Origin of the sequence: Acidihalobacter sp. (assembly GCF_037381185.1) — a bacterium.
GTDB lineage: Bacteria > Pseudomonadota > Gammaproteobacteria > DSM-5130 > Acidihalobacteraceae > Acidihalobacter_A.
This window is the reverse complement of record NZ_JARRQY010000028.1, coordinates 14127-32189: the sequence shown is the minus strand read 5'-3', so window position 1 is coordinate 32189 and position 18063 is coordinate 14127. Positions and strand designations below refer to the sequence as shown.

The window sequence follows — 18063 nt, the reverse complement described above, 5'->3', positions numbered from 1 at the left end:
TGTGACCGATCCGCATAGACGTTGAGCGGGTTATCGGCGGGTGCAGGCATTGGCTTGTTTGGAACCCTAGTCGATGGATGAATATTTCACAATACAGTCTATATTTCATAATATGAAAATATTGATCCGCGAGGTGGAGGAGACTTCGCTATATGAAAAAAACAGTGAGGAGATCGGTATCCGGCATTCAGGTCATAGACCGCATGACGCAATTGCTGGACGCCATTGCCCGTTACACCGGGCCGGTAAGCCTGAAGATCCTGTCGGCGGAAACAGGCCTGCATTCGTCCACGGTGTTTCGCATCCTGGGAGCGCTGGTCAGCCACGGCTTCGTCGAGCGTGATGAGTGCGGCGGCTACCGGTTGGGACGTCGCCTGTTGCAGCTGGGCGCGCGCGTGCGCTCGGATGTGGATATCCGGCAGGAGGCGCTGCCGGCCATGGAATGGCTGCGCGACCAGATCGGCGAGAGCGTCAATCTGACCATCCGCGAGGGTGACGAAGTGATCTATGTCGAGCGCGCCGTGCCGAACCGCATGATGCGGGTGGAGCAGGTCATCGGCAGCCGTGCTCCCCTGCATGTCACCGCCGTGGGCAAGATCATGCTCGGATTCGAGGGAGGTGACGCTATTCGCGAGTACGCTCGCCGAACCGGCCTGCGGGCGTTTACGCCGAACACGATCGACGACGAGGGCCGTCTGATTAGCGCCGGCGAGGCGGCGCTTGCGCTGGGTTATGCCTTCGATGACGAAGAGGCCGAACTGGGTGTGGGCTGCATTGGGACCCTGGTGCGTGATGCCTCGGGTGCAGTAGTTGCAGGGCTTTCGATTTCGGCGCCGATCGAGCGGCGGCGGAACGAGTGGGCGGAGTTGTTGCAGCAAGCTGCGGCGCGAATTTCGGAGCGTTTGGGTTATAGGGGGATTCCAGGTGAGTCGGGAGCGCGCTGAATAGTGAGCGGGTAGGATGGGCGGCAAGGTGAATGGTACGCAGTCGATTTTCATTTCCCCCTGTGCATCCAGAGTAGGCGGTGCACAATCGATGCTGCGTGAGCTTCAGCTTCCGGACGCCGGACAGTACTTCGGAATTTGAAGGTAGAGCTCGTCAGGTAGAGCCGGTATCGCTTGAGTGCGGGATTGTCACTGTGCCGCCCTACATCTTGGCCGTGCCGTGAAAATTCATGTAAAAGCCGGCTCCCGACTCCTTTCGAGCAAGAGAGGCGGCGCATAATGACTACGATGCCTCGCCGCCCTGACTATTCGCCGGTTCGAATCGAACCGTTTGAATTCGAGCGTAGCGCTCGATTCTCGTTCGGCTTATCCGGCAGCGTGCAGTTACACTGTGCCCGGTTACCAAGGACAGTGTATTCGTGCGTATCCACTTAATCGCCATCGGCCAGCGCATGCCGGCTTGGGTGCAGATGGGTTACGAGGAGTACGCCGCGCGTATGCCGGCGGAGTCTTCGCTGCAACTGGTCGATATCCCGCCGGAGAAGCGTACGCGCAAGGCCGATCTTGCCCGCATCGCGGAGCGTGAAGCCGAGCGTTTGCAGGCGGCCACGCCGCGCGGCGCGCGCATCGTCGCGCTGGATGCGAGTGGACGCATGGTCGACACGCCAGCGCTGGCCGGACGGCTGGAACGCTGGATGCAGGACGGGCGCGACGTGGCGCTGTGGGTCGGCGGGCCTGAAGGCCTGACGGACAAGGCGCGCGCGCAGGCGGAGTGGCTGTGGTCGCTGTCGCCCTTGACCTTCCCGCATCCGCTGGTGCGGGTCCTCGTTGCCGAGCAGCTTTACCGGGCATCCAGTATCATCCGCAATCACCCTTATCACCGCGAATAGCCCGTTTCGGCGTGCATTCGTACAGGTTTCAATGGATTCGAAAACGATCACGCCTCTGTTGACGCTCGCTTCCGCCTCGCCACGGCGACGCGAACTGCTGGCGCAACTCGGCCTCGTCTGTCAGGTGCGTCCGGTGGACATTGACGAGTCGCCACGCGCTGCCGAGGCGCCGGAAGCGTACGTACGGCGTCTGGCGCGGGAAAAGGCGCGCGCCGCCTGGGAGCGCCATGCCGAGGGTGATGGTTTACCGGTGCTGGGCTCGGATACGACGGTGGTGCTGGACGGGGAGATACTCGGCAAGCCGGTCGATGCTGCAGAGACGCAGGTCATGCTGGCCCGGCTGTCCGGCCGCACGCACGAGGTGCTGACGGCAGTGGCCGTGGTTCAGGGCGCGTGCGAGTGCGCCATGTTGTCGCGCTCTCATGTCAGCCTGCGTGAAATCACGGCGGCTGAGCGCGCCGCCTACGCGGTCAGCGGCGAGCCTTTGGACAAGGCCGGTGGCTATGCGATTCAGGGGATGGGTGCGGTGTTCGTGGAACGTCTGGAAGGCAGCTATTCCGGAGTGATGGGCTTGCCGCTGTACGAAACCGCGCAACTGCTCGCCGAATTCGGTATCGCGGTGCCCGCAACGTTGCCGGACAGGGATGAGGTCGCATGAGTACTGAGTTGCTGATCAACGTCACGCCGCAGGAGACGCGTATCGCCCTGGTCGAGAACGGCGTGCTGCAGGAGGTGTTTATCGAGCGTACGCGTCGCCTTGGTCTGGTGGGCAACATCTATCAGGGGCGGGTCAGCCGGGTGCTGCCGGGAATGGAGGCGGCATTCGTCGACATCGGCCTGGACCGCGCCGCGTTCCTGCACGCTTCCGATTTGCGCGACCTGCATAAGGACGACACGCCGCCCAGTACCGAAACCCCGGCGCCGCAGCCGATCGGCGCATTGCTGAAGGAAGGGCAGCACCTGCTGGTGCAGGTGGTCAAGGATCCGCTGGGTACCAAGGGGGCGCGGCTCACCACGCATCTGACCGTGCCGTCGCGTTATCTGGTGCTGGTGCCGGGCGGCAGCAGCATCGGCGTATCGACGCGTATCGAAGACGAAGACGAGCGTGAACGCCTGCGCAGCATGGTCGAGGAACTGGTGGCAAGTATCTGCGACGAGCAGCACGGTTTCATCGTGCGTACCGTTGCGGAGGGCGTGCAGCCAGAGGCCTTGCGCCGCGACATGTACTACCTGCGTACCCTGTGGCAGACCGTCCGCGAGCGCGCCGGCAGCGCGGTGCATGGCGAGCGGGTATATTCGGATCTGCCGCTGATGCTGCGCGTGCTGCGCGACCTGGCCAGTCACGAGGTCGACAAGATCCGCGTCGATTCGCGCGAGAACCTGGCCATCGTCAACGACTTTGCGGCCCGTTACGTTCCGGACATGGCTTCGCGCATCGAACATTATGCCGGCGAACGGCCGATTTTCGACCTGTACGGAGTTGAGGACGAAATCCAGAAGGCGCTGGAACGCAAGGTGCAGCTCAAGTCGGGCGGACATGTGGTGTTCGACCAGACCGAGGCGATGACTACGGTGGACGTCAACACCGGCGCTTTCGTCGGCCACCGTAACCTCGAGGAGACCATTCTCAAGACCAATCTCGAGGCCGCGCAGGCGGTGGCGCGGCAACTGCGCCTGCGCAACCTCGGCGGCATCATCATCATTGATTTCATCGACATGCGCGACGATGAGCACAAGCACCAAGTGATGCGTGCGTTGGAAAAGGCGCTCGAACGCGACCATGCGCGCACCCAGGTGCTGGAGGTGTCAAGCCTCGGTTTGGTGGAAATGACGCGCAAGCGCACCCGCGAGAGCCTGGAGCACGTGCTGTGCGAACCGTGTCCCACCTGCACCGGCCGTGGTTCGTTGAAGACCTCGGAAACCGTTTGCTATGAACTGTTCCGCGAAATCCTGCGCGAGGCGCGCCAGTTCGAGGCCCGTGAGGTGCTGGTGCTGGCCTCGCAATCGGTGGTCGACCGGCTGCTTGACGAGGAGTCGGCGAGCCTTGCCGAGTTGCAGGAGTTCATCAACCGTCCAGTGCGGCTGCAAGTCGAGGGTCTGTATACGCAGGAGCAGTTCGATGTGGTGCCGCTCTAGGGACACGCTGACCAAATGGTTACGAAGCCGATCTGCAGCGCTGCACGCTGCTCGCTCCCTCGCCTATCCATTTGAAATGTCTCGGTCGCTGCACCGTGCGCGCCTGGCAGCTCATCCTGCTCGCTCATCGATTCGGCGCGTCTGCGGCGCCTGTCATTGAGGCGCCATGTTGCGCGCTCTGCGATGGCTGTTCGGTAAGCTCTGGCTGCTCGCTGCGATAGCGGTGATTCTGGCCGCCGTGGCCACGGTCACTGCGCGCCAGATGCTGCCGCTGGTGCCCCAGTACAAGGCCGAGATCGAACAGGCGGCGAGTTCGGCGGATTACCTGGGTCTAGTTGGTTTGGTTCATGGTATGCAGCAGGTATGAAGCCTGTGTGCATGGTTCTTGGTTTGGGTATAGGTGGGATGCATGTGAGCTCTGTCGGTTTGGCTACAGGGGCTTTACGGGGCGAAATTCGAGCTGGAAAACGCCAGCGTGCAGCTCAGCGACGCGCGTAGCGGCGTTGATTACCGCCTTAGTCACATGGCCCTGGCGGCACGTGTGAACAGCCAGGGCGAACTGCGGATGGCCGGCGGTGCGCAGCTGCCGGCGCAGATCGGGCGGCGCGTGGATTTCGTTGCCCAACTGCGCGGCGTGCTGGCGCCGGAGCGGCGCTGGAGCGGTCGGGTCTACGTGGATCTCAAGGGCGGGCGCCTGGATACGCCGTTGCTGCGTGAGTTCCTGCCGCAACTGCCGGCGGTGCAGGGCGTGCTCGACGCGCGCTTGTGGACGAGCTGGAAAGACGGTTTGCCGGAAACGGTAAGCGGGCATGCAGGGCTGACTCGTTTCGCATTTTCCACTCCGGCTGTTCGCAACGCTTCGGCTGCGGCCGGGACATTGACGTGGCTGAGTGCTGATTTCTCCTGGAAGCAGACAGCCTCGGGCTGGCAGCTCGCCGCGAAACAGGTGCAGGCGGGCAATGCGCGTCGGGCATGGCCCGGGTCCGCTTTTAGCGTTGCCGAGAGCAGCACGTCAAACGGCCGGCGTTTCTACGGTTGGTCGGATTTTCTGCGTATCCAGAATGTGGTGCCCTTGCTGGAGGCGCAGTCCGTGCTGCCGGAGGAGCTGCGCCGGCGTTTACGGGGCATGGCCCCGAGCGGCGATGTTTCGGCACTGCGTTTCGACGTGCTGCTGCCGCATGAGGGGATGCCACAGATATCGGCAAGCGCACGCTTTGCAAACGTCGCGGTGAATCCCCAGGACAGTGTTCCCGGCGTACGTGGCGCGTCGGGCATGGTGCGCGCCACGTCGCAGGGCGGCGCGTTGGCGCTGGATAGTTCCTCTCTGGTGCTCGATGCACCGCAGTTGTTTACGGCGACGCCTCCCGCGGCTGCTGCGAAGGGGCTAGTGCGGTGGGCCCTGCACCCCAGCGGGATCGTCGTTCATGGCGATGATCTCGACATGTCGAACGCCGACTTCAGCGCGCACGGTCAGTTCGGCCTCTGGCTGCCGTCAGGCGGTAGGCCGTACCTGACTCTGTTGCTGCACATGAGCCGCGGGAATGTGGCTGCGGCGCATCGTTATCTGCCCTCTCGGCTGTTCGACGGCAGGCTCGATCACTGGCTGGGTACGGCATTGGTGGGTGGGGAGGTGACCGATGGCAATCTCATCCTGCGCGGCGACCCGACGCGTTTCCCCTTCCGCAATCACGACGGCGTGTTCGAGGCCCGCCTGCAGGTGCGCAAGGGCGTGCTCGCCTACTTCGAGAACTGGCCGCAGCTCAGCGATCTGCAGGGCGAGGTGGTGTTCGACGGTCCGAGCCTCCATGTGGATGCCACCGGAGGAAAGGTGCTCGGCACGCGTATTGAGTCGGCCCGGCTCGACATTCCCGACATCGAAAAGGCCCGGCTCGACATCAGCGGCAGCGGCAGCGGCCCGTTGGCCGACATGTCGACCTATCTGGCCTATACGCCGCTGGGCGACGGGCGGCAGCAACTGTTCAAGGAAATCCGCAGCGATGGCCGGGAACACGTGTCGTTGCACATCGTGCTGCCGTTGAGCGGCGGCGACCTGAAGAATTGGCGCCTGCAAGGGACCTCCCAGGTGAGCAACGGCTCCTTTGCCCTGCCGGAGCAGGATTTCGCCCTGCATGCGATCAATGGGCGTTTCGACTTCACCCAGCGCAGTCTGACTGCGCAGAACGTGGCGGCCCGCTTCCGCGGCCAGCCGGTACGGATGGCCGCCACCACGCGTCCGGACGGGCTGGCGACATTGACGCTGGACGGGCACTATACGGTCGCCGGTCTGCTGGGCAAGAGTTCTCCGGTCACACAGTTCGCTCACGGCGAGGCGGACGTAAGACTCGCGTTTACCATGCCGATGACCCCCGAAACGTTCCGCCGCTACGGCACCGGCATCCTGTTGGCATCCGATCTGCGCAACGTCGCCGTGAACCTGCCGGCGCCGCTCGGCAAGAAGGCGGGACAGCAGCGCGGTTTCGTGCTGCGGTTTTCGGTCGCCCGCCCCGACGCGCCGGTGTGGCTGCGTTACGGTGATGCGCTGCAGGCAGTGCTGCGCGTGGCGGGCAAGGGAACGTGCCGTTATCTGGCGGCGGCGGATGTGCGCTATGACCGCGGCACGCCAAGGCTGCCGGCGCAGGGGATTACGCTCGAGGCCACGGTACCGAATATCGACGTCGATGCGTGGCGCACGCTGCAGACCGGAGGGGCGGCAGCACCCACTGCCACGTCCGCGGATTGTCCCGCCAGCGTGAATGACGTTCTGAAAAGGGTACGTTCGGTGAACGTGCAAGCCGGACGGATGCGCTTGTTCGGGCGCGATTTTCGTTCCGTCAGCCTGGGTGCGCAGCGCGCCCACAATGAGTGGCAGGCCAAGGTCGAGTCGAACGTGCTGACGGGAAGCCTGCAGATCCCGGTGGATTTGCGCGGTGGGGCGCCATTGCGTTTCGATCTCGATCGGGTGGTGCTGGCGAATGCCGCGCCATCAGAGTCTTCGTCCGGCGGGGTGTCGTTCAATCCAGCCGAACTGCCGCCGCTTTCCGGGCATATCGCCCGGCTCGACATCGCGGGACGCCTGATCGACGGTGTTAATCTCACCACCACGCCCCTGAGCGATGGTCTGCAGATCCATCAGTTGCAGATCGACGAGCCGAATCTGCAAGCCCGTGTCAGCGGTGATTGGCGCAGGACCGGCGGCCGGGAGCGCACTCGAGTGCGGATCGAGCTGAAGACCGACGATGCGGGCAAGGTGTTGCAGCGTCTGAAGCTCTCCTCTGCGCTCAACGGAGGCAAGGGGCAGGCAACGGCCTCGCTGGACTGGGCCGGGACGCCCTTCGACCTGAGTTGGAAGCGGTTGACGGGGCAGGCCTCGTTGTCGCTTGGCAACGGGCGTCTCAACGAGATCGATCCGGGGCAGACCGGTCGTCTGCTGGGGCTTTTCAATCTCTCTCAGCTGCCTAAGCGCCTGACGCTCGGTTTTGGAGATCTGTTCCAGAAGGGCTTTGCCTTCAACTCCATAAAAGGCGATTTCCAGTTCCGCAGTGGTGATCTGTATACGCAGAATCTGGCGATTGCGGGAGCCTCGGCGGATATCGGGGTGAAAGGGCGGGTCGGTATTGCGGCGCGCGACTACGACGCCACTGTCACCGTGGTGCCGCAGGTCGATTCGGCGTTGCCGATCGCCAGTGCGGCGATCGGTGGCCCTGCCGCGGGCGCTGTCGTCTTCCTGCTCGACCGTGTATTCGGTATCGGCAAGCAGATCAACAAGGCGGCCGAAATCAAATATCACGTCGGGGGTAGTTGGGACGCGCCGAAGATCACGGTGGAGAAAGCTCCGCAGAATGCCTCCAATCCAACGAACCGGCGCAACAGATCGGTGAATCCGTACTGATCGGCCGTGGTGACGAAACCATTCGTATGGCAAGGGTATGCGGCCGCTAAAGTGCGGTACCATGGACCTATGCGAAGCCTGACTCTGTGGACGGTCCTCGCCGTCATTCCGCTGGTGCCACTATTGTCCGCGTCCGCCCAGGCTGGGCAGACGCTGCAGCCTATTTGCTCCATTTCCCTGATGCAATGGGAGAGCACCGACCGCAATCATGCGCTGCTGAGCGATCCGGCGCTGCGCACGCTCGTGCAGGCCTGGGAGGCGCAGCCCGGAAGCCGTCTGCGCATCGAATACCAGGCCGGAGAGCAGGGCGAACTCTGGGCCAGCCGTATGCAGGCTTGGCTGGTCGCTTTCGGCATTCCGCGCTCGTCCACGCAGCTGTCGCCGGGTGGCGGCGGTCCCAACGCACTGACGCTCAGTCTCCAGAATGCGTCGGCCGGAGGTGATGCGTGAAGCGCGTTGCCGCGGTGCAGATGGCATCCGGGCCGAACCTGTCGGCCAATCTGCTCGAGGCAGGCCGGCATATCGCCGAGGCCGCCGATATCGGGGCAGGGCTGGTCGTGTTGCCGGAAAATTTCAATCTGATGCCAAAGGACGACTGCGAGCGCGTCGCCGCGGCCGAAGCCGATGGCAGCGGCTCGACGCAGGACTTTCTCGCCGAGCAGGCTGCGCGCTACGGGATCTGGCTGGTCGGAGGCACCATTCCGTTGCGTTCGCCCGATCCTGCGCGGGTCTACGCCGCATGCCTGGTGTACGGGCCGGACGGCAACCGCGTGGCGCGCTACGACAAGATTCATTTGTTCGATGTGCATCTGGACGAGACTGACGAGAGTTACCATGAATCGGCCTCCACCGTGCACGGCGAGCGCGTGGTGACAGTGGATACCGACTTGGGGCGCATGGGCCTAGCGGTCTGCTACGATCTACGTTTTCCGGAGTTGTTTAGGGCGCTGTTGGACTCCGGCGCGGAGATTCTGGCGCTGCCGGCAGCGTTTACGGCCTCCACCGGCCGTGCCCATTGGGAGCCGCTGCTGCGGGCCCGAGCCATCGAAAATCTCAGCTATCTCGTTGCTGCTGCGCAGGGCGGCTATCACGTCAGCGGCCGTGAAACCTACGGCCATAGCATGATCGTCGATCCGTGGGGCGTGGTGGTGACCGAGCGCGAGCGTGGCGTCGGCGCGGCACACGCCGAAATCGACCTTGCGCGACTGCGGCGTGTGCGCCGCTCCTTTCCCAGTATCGATCACCGCCGTTTATCAGATACGGCGGTCGTGGAGGTTTCATGACGAACAAGGCTCTTGATCTGGCCCGCGAACACATCCTCGGCCCTTCGGGGCTGGGTGAGAACGAGTTGGATCGCGTGCTGTCCGGTCTGTTGGGCGGCGCGATCGACAACGGAGATCTGTATTTTGAGTTGAGCAGACACGAGTCCTGGTCGCTGGAGGACGGTATCGTGCGCGAGGGCTCGTGGAGCGTGGACCAGGGCGTCGGCGTGCGGGCCATGAGCGGCGACAAGACCGGTTTCGCCTACAGTGACGAGATCGTCCTGCCGGCGCTGCTCGAGGCCGGACAGGCGGCGCGCGCCATCGCCCGTGGCGGTGACAGCGGGCGCATCCAGGCCTGGAGGGCCCATGCCGGGCACGCGCTCTATCTGCCGGATGACCCGACCGCCGATCTCACGGCCGAGGACAAGATTGCGCTGCTGCAGCGTGTCGACGCCGAGGCGCGCCGCATCGATCCGCGTGTGTCGCAGGTGATGGTCAGCCTCGCCGGCGGCCACGATCTGGTGCTGGTGGCGGCGAGCGACGGCACGCTGGCGGCTGATGCGCGGCCGCTGGTGCGGCTCAACGTGTCCGTGATCGTCGAGCAGGACGGGCGTCGCGAAAGCGGCTCGTCCGGCGGTGGTGCCCGCGTTGGCTACCGCTTCTTTCTGGACGAGGAGCGCGCGCTGGGCTATGCGCGTGAAGCCGTGCGACAGGCCCTGCTGAACCTCGAAGCCGTGCCCGCTCCGGCCGGTACGATGGATGTGGTGCTGGGGCCGGGCTGGCCCGGCGTGCTGCTGCACGAGGCGGTCGGTCATGGTCTGGAGGGGGATTTCAACCGTAAGGGTACCTCCGCGTTCAGCGGTCGCATGGGCCAGAAGGTGGCCGCCGCCGGCGTCACAGTGGTCGACGACGGCACGCTGCCCGAGCGGCGTGGTTCGCTCAACGTCGATGACGAAGGCACGCTGACCCAGTGCACCACGCTGATCGAGGACGGCGTGCTGGTCGGCTACATGCAGGATCGTCTCAACGCACGCCTGATGAACATGACTCCGACCGGCAACGGCCGGCGCGAGTCCTACGCGCATCTGCCGATGCCGCGCATGACCAACACCTACATGCTGCCCGGCAACGAAGCGCCCGAGGAGATCATCGCCTCGGTCGACAAGGGCTTGTATGCGGTCAATTTCGGCGGTGGGCAGGTCGATATCACCTCCGGCAAGTTCGTGTTTTCCGCCTCGGAGGCCTATCTCATCGAGAACGGCAGGGTGACCCGTCCGGTCAAGGGCGCGACGCTGATCGGTAACGGTCCGGATGTGCTCACGCGCGTTTCGCGCATCGGCAACGATCTGAAGCTGGACGAGGGCGTCGGCACCTGCGGCAAGGACGGGCAGGGGGTACCCGTGGGCGTCGGCCAGCCGACGCTGCGCGTCGACGGACTGACCGTCGGCGGCACCCAGGCCTGACCGGATTCGGGCTGTCGCTCGGAATGGCGAGACGGATGCTATAAGCCTGTGGACCGCTCGCGCGGCCCGTGCGGCCGGCTCGGGTACTCACCGTGGACCGGCAGGAGGCGGTAGCATGAGCGGACAAGAGATCTTCGAACACGTGTTCCGCAGTCTTGAGCAGGCGCGGGAATTCACTTCCTGCATCCGCCTGGGCGAAGGGCAGTCGCTGGTGGGCGGAACCACGAACGACAGCGTGGGCCGGCTCTGGTGGCTGGCGTGCGCGTCGACGACGTCGAACGCTGGGGCAATGTGCAGGCATTGAACAAGCACGCGGCCAGCGATTGAACCGGGTTTCGGCCCGAGCACCGATTTGATTGAAGGAGACACGATGCAACACGGACAGTCCCTGGCCCTTGACCAAAGCGCGCTCGAAGCGGTCGTCGCGCGTACCCTCGAACAAGGACGCAAGGCCGGTGCGAGTGCGGCCGAAGCGGTGGTCAGCATCGACAACGGCTTGAGCGTCAGCGTGCGGCTCGGCGAGGTGGAGACGCTGGAATACCACCGCGATAAGGGCCTGGGACTGACGCTGTTCTTTGGTCAGCGCAAGGGCAATGCCAGCACCGCGGATCTCAGCGACGCGGGCATCGCCGAAGCGGTCGCCGCGGCGGCGGCGATCGCGCGGCATACCGCCGAGGATCCCTATGCCGGGCTGCCCGAGGCGGAGCTGATGGCCGGCAGTTACCCGGATCTGGATCTGGATCATCCCTGGGGTATCGAGGCGCAGGACGCGGTGGAACTGGCGCAGCGCTGCGAAGCCGCCGCCCGTGGCCATGATCCGCGTATCAGCAACTCCGAAGGCGCCAACGTCAACAGCTATCGCGGCACCGTGGTCTACGGCAATACGCATGGTTTCGTCGGCGGCTATACCGGCACTCGCCACGGCGTCAGCTGTTCGGTGGTGGCTGAGCAGGACGGCGCCATGCAGCGCGATTACTGGTATGCCAGCTCGCGTATGGCGGATGCGCTGGGCGACGTCGAGGCCATCGGCCGCCGCGCGGCCGGGCGCACGGTGCGCCGCCTGGGCGGTCGCCGTCTGGGCACGTGCGAAGTGCCGGTAGTGTTCGAGGCGGACATCGCGCGCGGCCTGATCGGGCATTTCGTGGCGGCGATCCGCGGTGCGGCGCTGTACCGCAAGTCCAGCTTTCTGCTCGACCACCTGGGCCGGCAGGTCTTCCCCGAATTCCTGAACCTGCAGGAGCAGCCGCATCTGCCGCGTGCGCTGGGCAGCGCGCCGTTCGACGGCGAGGGTGTGGCGACAAAGGCGAGAGACGTGGTACGCGACGGTGTGCTGCAGGGTTATGTGCTGGACAGCTACTCGGCTCGCCGGCTCGGCATGCAGACCACGGGCAATGCGGGTGGCGTACACAACCTGAACGTTTCCAGCGGTGAACTCGACCTGGACGGTCTGGTGCGCGAAATGGGCACCGGCCTGCTGGTCACGGAACTCATCGGTCACGGCATCAACATGGTCACCGGCGACTATTCGCGCGGCGCGGCCGGTTTCTGGGTGGAGAACGGAGAGATCCAGTATCCGGTGGAGGAGATCACCGTGGCCGGCAATCTCAAGGATATGTTCCGCGGTATCCGGGCGGTGGGCAGCGACGTGGACCTGCGCGGCAACATCCGTACCGGTTCGATACTGCTCGACCGTTTGACCGTGGCCGGCGAGTAGGCACGGTGGTGTCGACGCAGCCGGATCTCGCGCCGTTGGAGAATATCTGCGAGCGCATCGAGGCGGCACCGGAGGGCGGGGTTTCGCTGTTGCTCTACGGTTTGCTGAAGAGCATGCAAATGGAGGAGCGGGGCTGTCTGTTCGCGCTTGTGCGCTTGCGCATGCTCGATGCGGATACGCGCGCGCTTGTGTATGCCCTGATGGAGCTTCATGCGCAGCAGGCCAATCTTCTGCCCGAGTGGGCGGCCTTGGTCGAGAGAACGGATGAGGTGGTTAATCGCGGGGCGTCTGGGGCTGGTGGCTGACTGTTTCCATCGTGTTTCTTCGACGATAACGCCGGTTTTGAACCGATTCGGTCCTGGGTAGGGGATAAGCTCAGCGGGTCAAATCCTTCGCGGATTAGGGTTCGTTTCGGGGGCGAATTAGCGGTTGTGGCTTTGATTTTGTGTGTTTGAAGGCGACGTGCTGGTTGGCCTTGGTGTTCTGTTTCGGGCGCGATTCAAGGTGCGGGGATTTGTTCTGAATCGGTGACGCGCCCGAGCCTCTTTCTTTGCATGCCCAAAGAAAGAGGCGAAAGAAAGGCACCCGAAGGCCTTGTCCCTGACGGGCAGACCTCGAGCGTACACCCCGTCACGGGGCACCGCAGGCACTTGCCCTCCTGGCAAAGCCTGCTCGGGCGGCGTCCTGCCGCCCGACCCCGCGCCGAGGCGCACGCTTGAGGCAAGACCACACGGGAACCGGAGAGTCAAAACAGAACGTATCCCAAACGTTTGATCTACCACCAAGCTAACTCAGAACAAGTTCGCTTCGGACTCGCGCTGTTTTGACGTTCGGTCCCCCCTGATCGCTTGCCTTGCGAACGTGCGCCTGGGCGGGGATGGCCGGCAGGACGCCGGCCAAGCAGCCCTTCGCAGGATGCGAATGGCTGCGGGCCCCGTTCAGGGGTACGTTCGCGAGGTTGCCCGACAGGGACAAGCGATCCGTGGGGTGCGTTTCTTTCGCCGGTTTCTTTGCGCATTTCAAAGAAATCGGCTCGGACGCGTCACCTCGATTGATCGAAGCCGCAAACGGCGAATCGCGCCCGAAACAGGCCACCAAGGCCAGCAAGTACGTCGCTTTTACTCACGCAAACTCAAAACGGCAAACGCTGATCCGCCCCCGAAACGGGCCTCCACGCCAACAATGGGGGAAGATTTCAGCGCGTCGCCAGCAGAAACCCCAAACATCGAATCGTGTTTGTCTAAAGAGCAATCAGAACGCGCCCTCGGCGTTAACAACTGCCGAGGGCTGTAAAAACAGCACAACCTCAGACGTAACTCGCCTCTGTCGCCGCCGGTTTGCCGGCTTCGACCCAGCCGTTGAAGCCGCCGGCCAAGCTGTAGACGTCCTTGAAACCCATCATCTGAAGCACGGCAGCGGCCATCGCGGAACGGCCACCGGTGGCGCAGTACAGGACCACGGGACGTTCACGGGCGGCGACCAGCTCGGGCAGCTTCTTCGGGTACTCGGGATCGGCGGCCGCCTCGAGGATGCCGCGAGGGACGAACATCGCGCCCTTGATGTGTCCTTCGCGCTCATGCTCCGCGGATTCGCGCACGTCGATGACCATCAGGTTGGATTTGTCCTGCTGAAACTGCTCCAGTTCGGTCGGGCCGATTTCCTTTATGCAGGACTTGGCGGCCTTGACGAAGTCCATCAGGCCGGCGGGCTGTTCGGGTTTGAAAAGGTCGTACATCGAGTGAGTTCCTTTGTGCGGCTTAAAATTAGAAAGCTCTAATATATCTGACTCGGGCACTTGGTTTAAACCTCCGGGGTACCCGGTTTCAGCCGAAGATGGTGTCGGACAAGCCCCATTTGCTGGCCAGGGTTTCGGTGGCGTTGGAGAGTTCCTCGGCACGCGCAGGGTGGTTGTAGGTGCCGTGGGCAAGCCACTTGAGCGCGGTTTCGTGGTCTGGGGCGAGCGACAGCATGTGTACGAGTTCACCGGCTTCGGCGCCGACGATTTCCCCACCGAGCAGGCGGCCGTCGTCCATGTCGCCGAGCAGGCGCACGAAACCTTCGATGTCGTCCTGGCCCTGGGCGCGCGGTGAGGTTTCGAACGCGGCGAAGCCCACCGCGGGTTCGAAGCCTTCGTCTTCGGCTTCGTCTTCGTCCATGCCGAGGCGCGCGAGTTCGATGGCGCTGTAGACCACTATCGGCACCCAGCGGCTGTCCTGCTCGCGGGTATTGCCGTCGATGATGTTGGTCACCGCGATGGTGGCGTCGGAAATGGCGTGGTTGGCGGTCATTTCCGGGCTGGCCACGTCGCCGATGGCGTAGATGTGCGGCAGTGCGGTCTGCAGGTGGGCGTTGCGGCGGATGAAGCCTTCGGCGTCGGTTTCGATGCCGGCGGTTTCCAGCCCGAGGTCATCGGTATGCGGCGTGCGGCCGGTGCCGAGGCAGATCCAGTCGGCTTCGACGGTTTCCCCTGAGCCCAGGTGGATGCGCACCCCGTCGCCGTCGGTGTCCACGCGTTCGAAGTGTTCGCCCTTGCGCAGGGTGATGTCGTAGCGGGCGAGGGCGTCGCGCAGGCTGCCCAGCGCCTGGGGGCTGAAGGGGATCTTGCGCAGCGCGGGCGAGCGGGCCAGCCAGATGACCTCCTTGCCGAGCATGGCGAAGATGAAAGCGAATTCGGTGGCGACCACGCCGCTGCCGATGATGGCGACGCGCTTGCCGGCGGGTGGCTCGTGGTCGTAGAGCATGTCGCTGGTGAGCACCTTGCCGGGCACGGGCGTGAACGGTTCGGGCACGTACGCCGTGCCGCCGGTGGCGATAATGATCGAATCGGCCTCTATACGGCGGGCGTCGCCGCTCGCATCCGTGATATCGAGTTCGTGGGCACCGGCGAAGCGCGCGCTGCCGGAGAACTCGGTGATCTTGAGGCGGTGCATGTAGTCGACGTAGCTGTCGCGTATCCCGGCGACTACTTCTTCCTGATGATGCCAGGCGTCGTTCATGTCGGCGCTGAGTTCGCCGCGAATGCCGCGTTTGGCGAAGTCGCGGCTGGCGGCGACTAGGCGCGCGGTGTGGTGCCAGGCTTTTTTCGGCACGCAGCCGCGGTTCAGGCAGCAGCCGCCCCAGTCGCCGCGCTCAATGATGGCGACGTGCAGCCCGCGCAGCGCGGCGAGGGTGGCGGCCCGATAGCCGCCGGGGCCGGAGCCGATGACGGCCAGGTCGAAACGGTCATTCATGCGGGTTCCTCGGCTATTTGTTCCAGTGAATGGATTCCAGGTAGAGGCTGAGCGTGGAGCCGTTCTTCAGTTCGGTCTGTTCGAGCTTGACCGGCACTTCGTGCAGCGTGGGCGCGAGCCAGAAGTCGAAGCGGATCTGCTTGCGTTTCCACAGACGCTGGATATGCACGACGTTGAGCTTGCCCAAAGCGGTGTCGATGCGGGTGTGTCCGAGGTCGTGGAAGTCGTAGTGGCTGAGCTTGTCAGCCGTTTCCACGGTGGTGAATTCGAGCTGCTTGCGGCCCTGACTGACGGCCTGCATCAGGGCGAGCTGCAGCGACAGGCGGTCGAGCGTGTCGGGTTCGATCGCCACGTGCACGGCGTCGCCCTTGGGAGTCTGGCCGCTGGCGCGCAGAATCTTGCGGTCGAAGTGCAGCACGGCGTGTTGATCGTGGTCGCCGCCGGTATGGTTGTAGCGATACTCGATGGGCAGCGGTACGAGGGTGTTGCGCGGAAGTATGCTCTCCTCGGTGATCACGTCCTTGCGGAACAGGCGCACGATGCCGGCGGCTTCGGTGACCTGCTTGTAGATCAGGCGGTTGCCGCGCGGCTGGAAGCTGATGGTGACGTGCGCGACCGTCATGTCGAATTTCTTCAGTGAGTACTCGGCGGTAAAGAACGGGATGCCGAAGGCCTCAGCGTGGGCAAGAGGCGCGAGCAGGAGCAGGCCGAGCCCGAGTGCGGCGGTGGCTATGCCGCTGGCGCGTCTATTCGGTGGTGATCTCAGTGTCATGGACTGTGTCCTCCAGGCGCATGCGTGGTGGAGCGTCGAGGCGGCGGCCGTCCAGTTCGACGTGGTCGCCGGTCAGTCGCAGGCGACCGGCTGCGTACCAGGCCACGGTCTGCGGATAGATGAGGTGTTCGATGCGCTGCACGCGCGTCGCCAGGCGCTCGGGGTCATCGCCTTCGCATACCGGCACTTCGCCCTGCAGCACGATCGGGCCGCCGTCGAGTTCATTGGTGACGAAGTGTACGCTGGCGCCGTGGCGGGCAACGCCGTCGGTCAGTGCGCGGGCATGGGTGCGCAGGCCGGGGTAGGCCGGCAGCAGTGAGGGGTGGATGTTGAGCATGCGCCCGGCGTAGTGCGCGACGAATTCCGGGGTGAGGATGCGCATGAAGCCGGCCAGCACGACCAGTGTCGGTTCGTGTGCGTCGATCGCCTCCATCAGGGCACGGTCGAAGTCGCCACGATCGGCGAATGTGGTGTGGTCGACGGTCTGCGCAGCGATGCCGTGGCGGCGTGCGCGCCCAAGGGCGAAGACGTCGGGGCGGTTGCTGATCACGGCGACCACGCGTCCGTCGACCGAGCCGTTTTCGGTGGCGGCGATCAGCGCTTCGAGATTGCTGCCCCGGCCGGAAACGAGGACGACGATGCGCGCCGTTGCTGCCCCGGTCATCGCGACTGGTAGACAACCCGCGGGGCGGGCTCGTCGCTGCTTTCGATGCGTCCGATGTCCCAGGCGGCGAGATCGTGGTCGTAGCAGTGCTCGATGACCGCCTCGGCGCGTTCGGCCGGAACCACGATCGTCATGCCCACGCCGCAGTTGAAGGTGCGCAACATTTCGCTCTCGGCGACGTCGCCCTGAGTCTGCAGCCACTGGAAGATGTCCGGGCGCGGCCAGGTCGTGGTGTCGAGTACCGCCTGGGTGCCCTGCGGCAGCACGCGCGGCAGGTTTTCGGTCAGGCCGCCGCCGGTGATGTGCGCGAGGGCATGTACGGGCTCGGCCTCGATCAGAGCCAGCAGCGGTTTGACGTAGATGCGCGTCGGCGCGAGCAGGTGCTCGGCGAGCGGATAGGACTTGAGGTATTCGTTCAGGTTCGCGCCGCTGCGCTCGATGATCTTGCGGACCAGCGAGTAGCCGTTGGAATGCGGGCCCGAGGAGCCGAGGCCGATGACCACGTCGCCGGGTGCGACCCGGCTGCCGTCGAGCAGGCGCTCGCGTTCGACGATGCCGACCGCGAAACCGGCCAGATCGTATTCGCTGCCCTGGTACATGCCGGGCATTTCGGCGGTCTCGCCGCCGATCAGGGCGCAGCCGGCGAGCGCGCAGCCTTCGGCGATGCCGCCGACCACGGTAGCGGCGATGTCCACGTCGAGGCGGCCGGTGGCGTAGTAGTCGAGGAAGAACAGCGGTTCGGCACCCTGCACGACGATGTCGTTGACGCACATGCCGACCAGATCGATGCCGATCTGGTCGTGGCGGCCGAGTTCCAGCGCCAGGCGCAGCTTGGTGCCGACGCCGTCGGTGCCTGATACCAGAACGGGGCGGCGGTAGCGTTCCAGCGGCAGTTCGAAGAGTGCGCCGAAACCGCCCAGGCCGGCTATCACTTCGGGACGGCGGGTGCGGGCGGCAAGCGGCTTGATGCGTTCAATCAGGGCGTTGCCCGCGTCGATGTCGACGCCGGCGTCGCGGTAACTCAAGCCGGAAGCAGGGGGGGTGTCGGTCATGGTGTGGCCCGGGGACGTGCGAGGACAGAATGGTATGGGCAGGGGGC

16 protein-coding genes and 1 pseudogene are annotated in these 18063 nt (G+C 64.5%); 12 read left to right on the top strand and 5 right to left on the bottom strand.

Annotated features, from left to right (window positions below):
- Nucleotides 1–152 precede the first annotated feature (152 nt).
- The 12 genes and pseudogenes from P8014_RS10780 to P8014_RS10725 all read left to right on the top strand — a co-directional run bounded on the left by P8014_RS10780 (nt 153) and on the right by P8014_RS10725 (nt 12603).
- Nucleotides 153–944, top strand: a complete 792-nt coding sequence (locus tag P8014_RS10780) for an IclR family transcriptional regulator (protein ID WP_337817328.1) — start codon at nt 153–155, stop codon at nt 942–944.
- A 419-nt stretch (nt 945–1363) separates the two neighbouring features.
- Nucleotides 1364–1834, top strand: a complete 471-nt coding sequence (rlmH, locus tag P8014_RS10775) for a 23S rRNA (pseudouridine(1915)-N(3))-methyltransferase RlmH (protein ID WP_337817327.1) — start codon at nt 1364–1366, stop codon at nt 1832–1834.
- Between the two features lie 31 nt (nt 1835–1865).
- Complete coding sequence (locus P8014_RS10770) at nt 1866–2492, top strand: Maf family protein (RefSeq protein ID WP_337817326.1); 627 nt, start codon at nt 1866–1868, stop codon at nt 2490–2492.
- Complete coding sequence (rng, locus tag P8014_RS10765; RefSeq protein ID WP_337817325.1) at nt 2489–3970, top strand: ribonuclease G; 1482 nt, start codon at nt 2489–2491, stop codon at nt 3968–3970. Before P8014_RS10770 ends, rng begins: the two co-directional genes overlap by 4 nt.
- Before the next feature lie 166 nt (nt 3971–4136).
- Nucleotides 4137–4337 (top strand): hypothetical protein, encoded by a 201-nt coding sequence (locus P8014_RS10760; protein WP_337817324.1) that lies wholly within the window; start codon nt 4137–4139, stop codon nt 4335–4337.
- A 51-nt stretch (nt 4338–4388) separates the two neighbouring features.
- Entirely contained in the window at nt 4389–7859 is a 3471-nt protein-coding gene (locus tag P8014_RS10755; protein ID WP_337817394.1) for a YhdP family protein, read from the top strand.
- Between the two features lie 69 nt (nt 7860–7928).
- On the top strand, nt 7929–8309 hold the full coding sequence (locus P8014_RS10750; protein WP_337817323.1) for a hypothetical protein: 381 nt from the start codon (nt 7929–7931) through the stop codon (nt 8307–8309).
- A complete protein-coding gene (locus P8014_RS10745) occupies nt 8306–9142 on the top strand; it encodes a carbon-nitrogen hydrolase family protein (protein ID WP_337817322.1) in 837 nt (278 codons plus the stop codon). The genes P8014_RS10750 and P8014_RS10745 overlap by 4 nt, the downstream gene beginning before the upstream one ends.
- Nucleotides 9139–10584: a metalloprotease TldD gene (gene tldD / locus P8014_RS10740; protein ID WP_337817321.1), complete on the top strand. Its 1446-nt coding sequence runs from the start codon at nt 9139–9141 to the stop codon at nt 10582–10584. The genes P8014_RS10745 and tldD overlap by 4 nt, the downstream gene beginning before the upstream one ends.
- 139 nt (nt 10585–10723) lie before the next feature.
- A pseudogene (locus P8014_RS10735) lies at nt 10724–10911 on the top strand (hypothetical protein); the annotation flags it as partial.
- A 43-nt stretch (nt 10912–10954) separates the two neighbouring features.
- A complete protein-coding gene (gene pmbA / locus P8014_RS10730) occupies nt 10955–12298 on the top strand; it encodes a metalloprotease PmbA (protein WP_337817320.1) in 1344 nt (447 codons plus the stop codon).
- A gap of 8 nt (nt 12299–12306) precedes the next feature.
- Nucleotides 12307–12603 carry a hypothetical protein gene (locus P8014_RS10725; RefSeq protein WP_337817319.1) on the top strand — a complete coding sequence of 99 codons (297 nt, stop codon included), beginning with the start codon at nt 12307–12309 and terminating at the stop codon, nt 12601–12603.
- A gap of 1001 nt (nt 12604–13604) precedes the next feature.
- Here P8014_RS10725 and P8014_RS10720 read toward each other — a convergent pair.
- The 5 genes from P8014_RS10720 to purM form a co-directional block, all read right to left on the bottom strand.
- Nucleotides 13605–14033: a rhodanese-like domain-containing protein gene (locus tag P8014_RS10720; protein ID WP_337817318.1), complete on the bottom strand. Its 429-nt coding sequence runs from the start codon at nt 14031–14033 to the stop codon at nt 13605–13607.
- 88 nt (nt 14034–14121) lie between these two features.
- Nucleotides 14122–15528: an NAD(P)/FAD-dependent oxidoreductase gene (locus P8014_RS10715; RefSeq protein WP_337817317.1), complete on the bottom strand. Its 1407-nt coding sequence runs from the start codon at nt 15526–15528 to the stop codon at nt 14122–14124.
- A 13-nt stretch (nt 15529–15541) separates the two neighbouring features.
- Complete coding sequence (locus P8014_RS10710) at nt 15542–16300, bottom strand: DUF3108 domain-containing protein (RefSeq protein WP_337817316.1); 759 nt, start codon at nt 16298–16300, stop codon at nt 15542–15544.
- Complete coding sequence (purN, locus tag P8014_RS10705) at nt 16275–16964, bottom strand: phosphoribosylglycinamide formyltransferase (protein WP_337817315.1); 690 nt, start codon at nt 16962–16964, stop codon at nt 16275–16277. Before purN ends, P8014_RS10710 begins: the two co-directional genes overlap by 26 nt.
- Complete coding sequence (gene purM, locus P8014_RS10700; protein ID WP_337817314.1) at nt 16961–18016, bottom strand: phosphoribosylformylglycinamidine cyclo-ligase; 1056 nt, start codon at nt 18014–18016, stop codon at nt 16961–16963. Before purM ends, purN begins: the two co-directional genes overlap by 4 nt.
- Between the last annotated feature and the right edge of the window lie 47 nt (nt 18017–18063).